1 protein-coding gene is annotated in these 324 nt (G+C 52.8%); it reads left to right on the plus strand.

Annotation, left to right across the window (positions count from 1 at the left end; genetic code table 11):
* Positions 1–324: glycosyltransferase family 61 protein (locus SB752_RS32170; protein ID WP_410719462.1), on the plus strand; the 324-nt coding region annotated here is incomplete at both ends.

Here is a 324-nt window from a genome sequence, read left to right on the forward strand (position 1 = left end):
GGCCCCATTATTGTGCCCGTCTATACTGACTCGACGCGCGCATTGCTTTCGTTAAGTGGCATCGATGGGAGCAGGATCGTTCCGCACTACGCAAACGCCCTATATAAAATCGATCGCGCAATTATGCTCAGCTTGCGCAACAATCAAGCTTACCTGGACGAATCCAGTATTGATTTTTATACGAATCTCCGCGCCCGACACGGCGAAGATCCCCGCGGGCGGAAGCTATACATCACCCGTAGAAATTTGGGTAATGCATCGCTTGCAGCCGGCGCGCGCGTTATGCAGAACGAGGGGGAACTTATTCAGGCTCTCGAGTCACAT

The sequence above is a fragment of the Brevibacillus sp. SIMBA_040 genome (assembly GCF_046535075.1).
Classification (GTDB): domain Bacteria; phylum Bacillota; class Bacilli; order Brevibacillales; family Brevibacillaceae; genus Brevibacillus.